The following is an 11,441-nucleotide window of genomic DNA, read 5'->3' on the forward strand; positions in this document are numbered from 1 at the left end:
GCCGATCCGGCAATGAATGGTATGACCGAAACGGTTACCCTTGAATCCGGTGATAACTATCCGGATCTGGATGCGGGTATTCTGGAGGGCGCTTCTCTGGGCGACTTTGTCTGGGAAGACCTGGACGGCGACGGCGTACAAGATCCGGGCGAACCGGGCGTTGGCGGCGTGACCGTTAATCTGAAAGATGAAAACGGCAACGTAATCGATAATACGACGACTGCTGCCGATGGTTCTTATAGCTTCACTAATTTGGAGCCGGGCACTTACTCCGTGCAATTCACGGATCTGCCGGCCGGCTTCAGCTTCACCGATCTGAATGCGGGTGGAGACGAGGCACTGGACAGCGATGCTGACCCGGCAATGAATGGTATGACGGAAACGGTTACGCTGGAATCCGGTGATAACTATCCGGATCTGGATGCGGGTATTCTACAGGGCGCTTCTCTGGGCGATTTTGTCTGGGAAGACCTGGACGGCGACGGCGTACAAGATCCGGGCGAACCGGGAGTTGGTGGCGTGACGGTTAATTTGAAAGACGAGAACGGCAACGTGATCGATAATACGACCACTGCTGCCGATGGTTCCTATAGCTTTACTAATCTGGAGCCGGGTACGTACTCCGTACAATTCACGGATCTGCCGGCCGGCTTTAGCTTCACCGATCTAAACGCCGGTGGAGACGAAGCCCTGGACAGCGATGCTGACCCAGCCATGAACGGCATGACCGAAACGGTCACCCTGGAATCCGGTGATAATTATACCGACTTAGACGCGGGTATCCTCGAAGGTGCAAGCTTGGGCGACTTTGTCTGGGAAGACCTGGACGGCGACGGCGTACAGGATCCGGGCGAGCCGGGTGTTGGTGGCGTAACCGTTAATCTGAAAGACGAGAACGGCAACCTGATCGATAATACGACGACTGCTGCCGATGGTTCTTATAGCTTCACTAATCTGGAGCCGGGTACCTACTCCGTACAATTCACCGACCTGCCGGCTGGCTTCAGCTTTACCGATCTGAATGCCGGTGGCGACGAGGCCCTGGACAGCGATGCCGATCCGGCAATGAATGGCATGACCGAAACGGTCACCCTAGAATCCGGTGATAACTATACCGACTTAGATGCGGGTATCCTGCAAGGCGCTTCTCTGGGCGACTTTGTCTGGGAAGACCTGGACGGTGATGGCGTACAGGATCCGGGCGAACCGGGAGTTGCCGGTGTCACGGTTAATCTGAAAGACGAAAACGGCAACGTGATCGACAATACGACGACCGCTGCCGATGGTTCTTATAGCTTCACCAATCTGGAGCCGGGTACCTACTCCGTGCAATTCACGGATCTGCCGGCCGGCTTTAGCTTCACCGATTTGAATGCGGGTGGCGACGAAGCTTTAGATAGCGATGCCGATCCGGCGATGAACGGCATGACGGAGACCGTTACCCTGGAATCCGGCGATAATTATACCGACTTAGACGCCGGTATTCTGGAAGGTGCTTCCTTAGGCGACTTCGTGTGGGAAGACCTGGACGGCGACGGCGTACAGGATCCGGGTGAACCGGGTGTTGCTGGCGTGACCGTTAATCTGAAAGATGAGAACGGCAACGTGATCGACAATACGACCACCGCGGCCGATGGTTCCTATAGCTTCACGAATCTGGAGCCGGGCACCTACTCGGTACAATTCACAGATCTGCCGGCTGGCTTCAGCTTTACCGATCTGAATGCCGGTGGAGACGAAGCCCTGGACAGTGATGCTGATCCGGCGATGAATGGTATGACCGAAACGGTAACGCTGGAATCCGGTGATAACTATACCGACTTAGACGCCGGTATCCTCGAAGGCGCTTCTCTGGGCGACTTTGTCTGGGAAGACCTGGACGGCGACGGCGTACAGGATCCAGGCGAGCCGGGCGTTGGCGGCGTGACGGTTAATTTGAAGGACGAGAACGGCAACGTGATCGATAATACGACCACCGCTGCCGATGGTTCCTATAGCTTCACCAATCTGGAGCCGGGTACGTATTCCGTACAATTCACGGATCTGCCGGCCGGCTTTGTCCTGACCGATCTGGGTGTTGGTAACGAAGCAGAGGATAGCGATGCGGATCCGGCGATGAAAGGTATGACGGAGACCGTAACTCTGGAATCCGGTGATAACTATCCGGATCTGGATGCCGGTATTATTGAGTTGCAGGGATCTGTAGTAATTGAAAAATCCACGAACGGTTTAGATGCGGATGCTGCGCCGGGTGCAATTATTCTGGTACCCGATAATGCTGTGCCGGTTAATTGGGAATACGTTGTTACCAACAACGGAGAGTTAGACTTGATCAATGTTCAGGTCGTTGATGATCAGGAAGGCATCATTTGCACTATTCCTCGACTGAATGTTGGCGAATCAACAACTTGTACTGCAAGCGGTATTGCTCAACTGGGAGCTTACCAAAACATTGCAACGGTCACTGGCCAGCCGGTCGATGGCGAAACGCCGGTCGGTGGTCCGGTTAGCGACGAAGATCCGTCTAATTATACCGGAGTTTACATCAATGTACAGAAGGACGCTTCCGCTGAAATGATCTGTGCGGATGAACCGGTAACGTATACCTTGACGGTTAGGTTATTGGGCGGAGCTCCTGGTTTCGAATTGAGGAATATTCAGATTGATGATACCAATCTACCGGGAACACTGACTCCGGCAAGCCCTGAGTTCGTGGCATCCAGCGATCTGGATAGCGATGGCGTTCTGGACTTTGGCGAAGAATTTGTTTTCGAATACACACAGGTGTTAACGGAAACTACGACCAATATCGCCATGGATCTGGCGGATCTGTACGTAAACGACGCGTTCATTGCCACGATTGGTAACGAAGACGAACAAACGGTATCCATCGTTGAGGTAGCTCATCCGGATCTATTAGTTTCATTGGATCCGACGAGCCAGAATGTAGTAGAAGGAGAAGATGGATCAATTACCGTTACGATCACCAACACGGGTGATGTGACCTTGGAAAATATTCAGGTAACGGACCAAAGTGGTAATACGACCTTCAGTGAATTAATTCCAAGTCTTGCTCCGGGAGCATTCGCAGAGTTTACCCTTACGGTAATGGATGTTGCGGAAAACCTGACCGTGGATATTTTTGCGGAAGGTACTGCTGTGGATAGCGAAGGCGCTACGCTTTGTACCAAAACGGACGAAGCAAGCGGAACCATCACGGTAGATCGACTCATTGATCTTGAACTGATCAAATCAGTCGACAATGCCATTCCAAATGTAGGAGATAATGTAACCTTCACGATCAGTGTAACCAACGACGGTCCAAGTGTTGCTACCGGAGTAACGGTAACGGACAACCTGCCGAGCGGTTACAGCTTTGTGAGCAGCGACGGCGATTACGTAGGTGGTCTGTGGACAATTGGCACGATCGGCGTGGGTGAAACGGTAACGCTGAATATCACAGCGACCGTTCTGGAGAGCGGCGACTATTTCAATGTAGCCGAAGTAACGACGGCCAATGAAGACGATGTAGATTCTACTCCAAATAACGACGATGGCGATCAAAGTGAAGACGATGAAGATAATGCGGTAACCAATCCGAACGCCGTTATCGATCTGAGCCTTACCAAGGTAGTTGATAACGCTACGCCGAACGTAGGCGACGATGTGATCTTCACGATCAGCGTAACCAACGACGGTCCAAGTGTTGCTACCGGAGTAACGGTAACGGATAATCTGCCGAGCGGTTACAGCTTTGTGAGCAGCGACGGTGATTACGTTGGTGGTCTGTGGACGATCGGTACCATTGGTATCGGCGAGACGGTAACGCTGAATATCACAGCTACTGTTCTGGCCAGCGGCGACTACTTCAACGTAGCCGAAGTAACGACGGCCAACGAAGATGATACGGATTCCACTCCGAACAACGATGATGGTGATCAGAGTGAAGACGATGAAGATAATGCGGAAACCAATCCGAACCCGGTCATTGACCTGAGCCTGGTTAAAACCGTAAGCGATGCTACACCGAATGTAGGCGACGACGTGATCTTTACGATTAGCGTAACCAACGACGGTCCGAGTGTAGCTACCGGTGTCACGGTAACGGACAACCTACCGAGCGGTTACAGCTTTGTGAGCAGTGATGGCGACTATGTAGGCGGTCTGTGGACCATCGGTACGATCGGTATTGGTGAGACAGTGACGCTGAATATCACGGCGACTGTCTTGGCGAGCGGCGACTACTTCAACGTAGCCGAGGTAACGACAGCCAACGAAGATGATACGGATTCTACTCCGAATAACGACGACGGTGATCAGAGCGAAGACGATGAAGATAATGCGGTAACCAATCCAAACGCCGTTATCGATCTGAGCCTCACCAAGGTAGTTGATAACGCTACGCCGAATGTAGGCGACGACGTGATCTTCACGATCAGCGTAACCAACGACGGCCCGAGTGTTGCTACCGGAGTAACGGTAACGGATAATCTGCCGAGCGGTTACAGCTTTGTGAGCAGCGACGGCGATTACGTAGGTGGTCTGTGGACGATCGGTACGATCGGTATCGGTGAGACAGTTACCCTGAACATCACGGCGACCGTGCTTGCGAGCGGCGACTACTTCAACGTAGCCGAAGTAACCAGCGCTAACGAAGACGATGTTGACTCTACACCAAATAACGACGATGGAGATCAGAGTGAAGACGATGAGGATAATGCAGAAACCAATCCGAACCCGGTCATTGACCTGAGCCTAGTTAAAACCGTAAGCGATGCTACGCCGAATGTAGGCGACGACGTGATCTTCACGATCAGCGTAACCAACGACGGCCCGAGTGTTGCTACCGGAGTAACGGTAACGGATAACCTGCCGAGCGGTTACAGCTTTGTGAGCAGTGACGGTGATTACGTAGGTGGATTGTGGACGATTGGTACGATCGGTATTGGTGAGACAGTGACGCTGAACATCACAGCGACTGTCCTAGCCAGCGGCGACTACTTCAACGTAGCCGAAGTAACGACTGCCAATGAAGATGATACGGATTCCACTCCGAATAACGACGACGGTGATCAGAGCGAAGATGATGAAGATAATGCGGATACTGATCCGAACCCGGTCATTGACCTGAGCCTGGTTAAAACCGTAAGCGATGCTACGCCGAACGTAGGCGACGATGTGATCTTTACAATCAGCGTAACCAACGACGGTCCAAGTGTTGCAACGGGAGTAACGGTAACGGACAACCTGCCGAGCGGCTACAGCTTTGTGAGCAGCGACGGCGATTACGTAGGTGGATTGTGGACGATTGGCACGATCGGCATCGGTGAGACAGTAACGCTGAACATCACGGCTACTGTTCTGGAGAGTGGCGACTACTTCAACGTAGCCGAAGTAACTACGGCCAATGAAGACGACACCGACTCCACTCCGAATAACGATGACGGCGATCAGAGTGAAGACGATGAAGATAATGCAGATACTAATCCGAATCCGGTTATCGACCTGAGCCTGATCAAAACCGTAAGCGATGCTACTCCGAACGTAGGCGACGACGTGATCTTCACGATCAGTGTCACCAACAACGGCCCAAGTGTTGCTACCGGCGTAACGGTGACAGACAATCTGCCGAGCGGCTATAGCTTTGTAAGCAGTGATGGCGATTACGTAGGTGGTCTGTGGACGATCGGTACGATCGGTATCGGTGAGACGGTAACGCTGAATATCACCGCTACCGTTCTGGCCAGCGGCGACTACTTCAACGTAGCCGAAGTAACGACTGCCAATGAAGATGATACGGATTCCACTCCGAACAACGATGACGGAGATCAGAGTGAGGACGATGAAGATAACGCGGATACCAATCCAAACCCGGTAATCGATCTGAGCCTGACCAAAGTTGTGGATAACACCACTCCGAACGTAGGCGATGATGTGATCTTCACGATCAGCGTAACCAACGACGGTCCAAGTGTTGCTACGGGAGTAACGGTAACGGATAATCTGCCGAGCGGCTACAGCTTTGTCAGCAGCGACGGCGATTACGTAGGTGGTCTGTGGACGATTGGTACGATCGGTATTGGTGAGACAGTGACGCTGAACATCACAGCGACTGTCCTTGCGAGCGGCGATTACTTCAACGTAGCCGAAGTAACTACGGCCAACGAAGATGATACGGATTCCACTCCGAATAACGACGACGGTGATCAGAGCGAAGATGATGAAGATAATGCGGATACTGATCCGAACCCGGTCATTGACCTGAGCCTGGTTAAAACCGTAAGCGATGCTACGCCGAACGTAGGCGACGATGTGATCTTCACGATCAGCGTAACCAACGACGGTCCAAGTGTTGCAACGGGAGTAACGGTAACGGACAACCTGCCGAGCGGCTACAGCTTTGTGAGCAGCGACGGCGATTACGTTGGTGGCCTGTGGACAATCGGTACTATCGGTATTGGCGAGACGGTAACGCTGAATATCACAGCTACTGTCCTGGCCAGCGGCGACTACTTCAACGTAGCCGAAGTAACCACGGCTAACGAAGATGATGTCGACTCCACTCCAAATAACGACGACGGCGATCAGAGTGAAGACGATGAAGATAACGCGGAGACCAACCCGAACCCGGTTATTGACCTTTCTCTAGTTAAAACCGTAAGCGATGCTACGCCGAATGTAGGCGACGACGTGATCTTCACGATCAGCGTCACCAACGACGGCCCAAGTATTGCAACGGGTGTCACGGTAACGGATAATCTGCCGAGCGGTTACAGCTTTGTGAGCAGTGACGGCGATTACGTAGGTGGCTTGTGGACGATTGGTACGATCGGTATCGGTGAAACGGTAACGCTGAATATCACAGCTATTGTCCTGGCCAGCGGCGACTACTTCAACGTAGCCGAAGTAACTACGGCCAACGAAGACGATGTGGACTCCACTCCAAATAACGACGACGGCGATCAGAGCGAAGATGATGAAGATAACGCGGAGACCAATCCGAATCCGGTCATTGACCTTTCTCTAGTTAAAACCGTAAGCGATGCTACCCCGAACGTAGGCGACGATGTGATCTTTACGATCAGCGTCACCAACGACGGCCCTAGTGTTGCTACCGGAGTAACGGTAACGGATAACCTGCCGAGCGGCTACAGCTTTGTGAGCAGTGACGGTGATTACGTAGGTGGTCTGTGGACAATTGGCACGATCGGCATCGGTGAGACAGTAACGCTGAATATCACAGCGACCGTCCTGGCAAGCGGTGACTACTTCAACGTAGCCGAAGTAACTACGGCCAACGAAGATGATACGGATTCTACTCCGAACAACGACGATGGTGATCAGAGCGAAGACGATGAAGATAATGCAGATACTGATCCGAACCCGGTCATTGACCTGAGCCTGGTTAAAACCGTAAGCGACGCCACACCGAATGTAGGAGATAATGTAACCTTCACGATCAGTGTCACCAACGATGGTCCAAGCGTAGCTACGGGAGTAACGGTAACGGATAATCTGCCGAGCGGCTACAGCTTTGTGAGCAGTGACGGCGATTACGTAGGTGGTCTGTGGACTATTGGTACCATCGGTATCGGAGAGACGGTAACGCTGAATATCACAGCGACTGTTCTGGCCAGCGGCGACTACTTCAACGTAGCCGAAGTAACGACGGCCAACGAAGATGATTCGGATTCTACTCCGAACAACGACGACGGTGATCAGAGCGAAGATGATGAAGATAATGCCGAGACCAACCCGAATCCGGTTATTGACCTGAGCCTGGTTAAAACCGTAAGCGACGCTACGCCGAACGTAGGCGACGACGTGATCTTCACGATCAGCGTAACCAACGACGGTCCGAGCGTAGCTACCGGCGTAACGGTGACAGACAATCTGCCGAGCGGCTATAGCTTTGTAAGCAGTGATGGCGATTACGTAGGTGGTCTGTGGACGATCGGTACCATCGGTATCGGCGAGACGGTAACGCTGAATATCACCGCTACCGTTCTGGCCAGCGGCGACTACTTCAACGTAGCTGAAGTAACCAGCGCCAACGAAGACGATGTTGACTCTACACCGAATAACGACGACGGTGATCAGAGTGAAGATGACGAAGATAATGCGGATACTGATCCGAACCCGGTCATTGATCTGAGCCTGGTTAAAACCGTAAGCGATGCCACACCGAATGTAGGCGACGATGTGATCTTCACGATCAGCGTCACCAACGACGGTCCAAGTGTTGCAACGGGAGTAACGGTAACGGATAATCTGCCGAGCGGCTATAGCTTTGTGAGCAGTGACGGCGATTACGTAGGTGGCCTGTGGACGATCGGTACGATCGGCGTGGGCGAGACAGTGACGCTGAACATCACAGCGACTGTCCTGGCGAGTGGCGATTACTTCAACGTAGCCGAAGTAACAACGGCTAACGAAGATGACATCGACTCCACTCCTAACAACGACGATGGCGATCAGAGCGAAGATGATGAGGATAATGCGGAAACCAACCCGAACCCGGTCATTGACCTGAGCCTGGTTAAAACCGTAAGCGACGCTACCCCGAATGTAGGCGACGACGTGATCTTCACGATCAGCGTAACTAATGACGGTCCAAGTGTAGCTACTGGAGTAACGGTAACGGATAATCTGCCAAGCGGTTACAGCTTTGTGAGCAGCGACGGCGATTACGTAGGTGGTCTGTGGACGATCGGTACGATCGGCATTGGCGAGACAGTGACCCTGAACATTACAGCAACTGTTCTGGCGAGCGGCGATTACTTCAACGTAGCCGAAGTAACTACGGCCAATGAGGACGATGTTGACTCTACACCGAATAATGATGACGGCGATCAGAGCGAAGATGATGAAGATAATGCGGATACTGATCCGAACCCGATCATTGACCTGAGCCTGACCAAAGTTGTGGATAATGCTACGCCGAACGTAGGCGACGACGTGATCTTCACGATCAGTGTAACCAACGACGGTCCAAGCGTAGCTACGGGTGTAACGGTAACGGATAACCTGCCGAGCGGTTACAGCTTTGTGAGCAGTGACGGCGATTACGTTGGTGGTCTGTGGACGATCGGCACGATCGGTATCGGTGAGACAGTAACGCTGAATATCACAGCAACTGTCCTGGCCAGCGGCGACTACTTCAACGTAGCCGAAGTAACTACGGCCAATGAAGACGATGTCGACTCTACACCGAATAACGACGATGGAGATCAGAGCGAAGATGATGAAGATAACGCCGAGACCAATCCGAATCCGGTTATCGATCTGAGTCTGACCAAAGTTGTGGATAACGCTACTCCGAACGTGGGCGACGACGTGATCTTCACGATCAGCGTAACCAACGACGGTCCGAGTGTTGCAACTGGTGTCACGGTAACTGACAACCTGCCGAGCGGTTACAGCTTTGTGAGCAGTGACGGCGATTACGTAGGTAGTCTGTGGACGATCGGTACGATCGGTGTTGGTGAGACAGTAACGCTGAATATTACGGCCACTGTCCTGGCGAGCGGCGATTACTTCAACGTTGCCGAAGTAACTACAGCCAACGAAGATGATACGGATTCCACTCCGAATAACGACGACGGTGATCAGAGTGAAGACGATGAAGATAATGCGGATACCAACCCGAACCCGGTTATCGATCTGAGCTTGACCAAAGTAGTAAATGACGCTACTCCGAATGTAGGTGACGACGTGATCTTCACGATCAGCGTGACCAACGACGGTCCGAGTGTTGCAACCGGTGTCACAGTAACGGATAATCTGCCGAGCGGCTACAGCTTTGTGAGCAGTGACGGCGATTACGTAGGCGGTCTGTGGACGATCGGTACGATCGGTATCGGTGAGACGGTGACGCTGAACATCACCGCTACTGTTCTGGCCAGCGGCGACTACTTCAACGTAGCCGAAGTAACGACTGCCAACGAAGACGATGTCGACTCTACACCGAATAACGACGACGGCGATCAGAGTGAAGACGATGAGGACAATGCAGAAACCAACCCGAACCCGGTCATTGACCTGTCACTGGTTAAAACCGTAAGCGATGCCACTCCGAATGTAGGCGACGACGTGATCTTCACGATCAGCGTAACCAACGACGGTCCAAGTGTTGCTACCGGTGTCACGGTAACGGATAACCTGCCGAGCGGTTACAGCTTTGTCAGCAGCGACGGCGATTACGTAGGTGGTCTGTGGACGATCGGTACGATCGGTATTGGCGAGACAGTGACGCTGAACATCACCGCGACTGTTCTGGCGAGCGGCGACTACTTTAACGTAGCCGAAGTAACTACGGCCAATGAAGACGATGTCGACTCTACACCGAATAACGACGATGGCGATCAGAGTGAAGATGATGAAGATAACGCAGAGACCAACCCGAACCCGGTCATTGACCTGTCACTGGTTAAAACCGTAAGCGACGCTACCCCGAATGTAGGCGACGACGTGATCTTCACGATCAGCGTAACTAATGACGGCCCGAGTGTTGCAACCGGTGTCACAGTAACGGATAATCTGCCGAGCGGCTACAGCTTTGTGAGCAGTGACGGCGATTACGTAGGCGGTCTGTGGGCCATTGGCACGATCGGTATTGGTGAGACGGTAACGCTGAATATCACAGCAACTGTCCTGGCCAGCGGCGACTACTTCAACGTAGCCGAAGTAACCACGGCTAACGAAGATGATGTCGACTCCACTCCGAACAACGATGACGGTGATCAGAGTGAGGACGATGAAGATAATGCCGAGACTAACCCGAACCCGGTCATTGACCTTTCACTGGTCAAAACAGTAAGCGATGCTACGCCGAACGTAGGCGACGACGTGATCTTCACGATCAGTGTCACCAACGATGGTCCAAGCGTTGCTACCGGCGTCACGGTAACGGATAACCTACCGAGCGGCTACAGCTTTGTAAGCAGTGATGGCGATTACGTAGGCGGTCTGTGGACAATCGGTACGATCGATATTGGTGAGACGGTGACGCTGAACATTACAGCAACTGTTCTGGCCAGCGGCGACTACTTCAACGTAGCCGAAGTAACGACTGCCAATGAAGATGATACGGATTCCACTCCGAATAATGACGACGGTGATCAGAGCGAAGATGATGAAGATAATGCGGGTACTGATCCGAACCCGGTCATTGACCTGAGCCTGGTTAAAACCGTAAGCGACGCTACCCCGAATGTAGGTGACGACGTGATCTTCACGATCAGCGTAACCAACGACGGTCCGAGCGTAGCTACCGGAGTTACGGTAACGGATAATCTGCCGAGCGGCTACAGCTTTGTGAGTAGTGACGGCGATTACGTAGGCGGTCTGTGGACCATCGGTACGATCGGTATCGGCGAGACAGTAACGCTGAATATCACCGCTACTGTCCTGGCCAGCGGCGACTACTTCAACGTAGCCGA

At 52.7% G+C, this 11,441-nt stretch carries 1 protein-coding gene; it reads left to right on the top strand.

The features are described from left to right. Window positions 1–11,441: SdrD B-like domain-containing protein (locus CRP01_RS41175; protein ID WP_143473769.1), on the top strand; the 11,441-nt coding region annotated here is incomplete at both ends.

The sequence above is a fragment of the Flavilitoribacter nigricans DSM 23189 = NBRC 102662 genome (assembly GCF_002646595.1).
GTDB classification, from domain to species: domain Bacteria; phylum Bacteroidota; class Bacteroidia; order Chitinophagales; family Saprospiraceae; genus Flavilitoribacter; species Flavilitoribacter nigricans.